The sequence below is a fragment of the Flavobacterium sp. P1_E4 genome, assembly GCF_056405915.1.
Window position 1 is genome coordinate 1 of record NZ_JBFUBE010000068.1, and the last position, 1,253, is coordinate 1,253.

General features: G+C 50.4%; 1 pseudogene. It reads left to right on the forward strand.

Annotation, left to right across the window (positions count from 1 at the left end):
* Positions 1-1,253 (forward strand): annotated as a pseudogene (locus AC1DY0_RS19005) (hypothetical protein); the annotation flags it as partial.

Below are 1,253 nucleotides of genomic sequence, written 5' to 3' on the forward strand. Positions count from 1 at the left end.
CAGCTTCACCATTACGGTGAACCCGACCCCATCAGTTAATTCGGTGAGTAACCAAACAATCTGTAAAGGTGCCAATACCACTTTGGTGACTTTCGGAGGAACTGGCACTTCCTATACCTGGGCTAACGACAATATAGCCATCGGATTGGGTGCAAGCGGGACTGGTAACATTGCCGCATTTGCAGGAACCAACGCAACCTCGAGTCCTATTAGCGGAACCATTACCGTTACGCCGCATTATCTCAATAACGGAGTTACCTGCGATGGTCCAACGACGAGCTTCACCATTACGGTAAATCCGACTCCATCGGTTAATTCGGTGGGCAACCAGACAATCTGTAAAGGGGCGAACACCACTTTGGTGACTTTCTCCGGAACCGGTACTTCCTATACCTGGGCTAACGACAATACAGCCATCGGATTGGGGGCAAGCGGAACTGGTAACATTCCAGCATTTGCAGGAACCAACGCAACCTCGAGCCCGATTAGCGGAACCATTACCGTTACGCCACACTATCTCAATAACGAAGTGACCTGCGACGGTCCTACGACCAGCTTCACCATTACGGTGAATCCGACTCCATCGGTTAATTCGGTGGGTAACCAAACAATCTGTAAAGGCGCAAACACCACTTTGGTGACTTTCGGAGGAACCGGTACCTCCTATACCTGGGCCAACGACAATATAGCCATCGGATTGGGGGCAAGCGGAACTGGTAACATTCCCGCATTTGCAGGAACGAACGCAACCTCGAGCCCTATCAGCGGAACTATTACCGTTACGCCACACTATCTAAATAACGGAGTGACCTGCGACGGTCCAACGACAAGCTTCACCATTACAGTAAATCCGACTCCATCGGTTAATTCGGTGGGCAACCAGACAATCTGTAAAGGTGCCAATACCACTTTGGTGACTTTCGGGGGAACCGGCACTTCCTATACCTGGGCGAACGACAATATAGCCATCGGATTGGGGGCAAGCGGAACTGGTAACATTGCTGCATTTGCAGGAACCAACGCAACCTCAAGTCCTATCAGCGGAACCATTACCGTTACGCCACATTATCTCAATAACGGAGTGACCTGCGACGGTCCAACGACCAGCTTCACCATTACGGTGAACCCGACCCCATCAGTTAATTCGGTGAGTAACCAAACAATCTGTAAAGGTGCCAATACCACTTTGGTGACTTTCGGAGGAACTGGCACTTCCTATACCTGGGCTAACGACAATATAGCCATCGGATTGG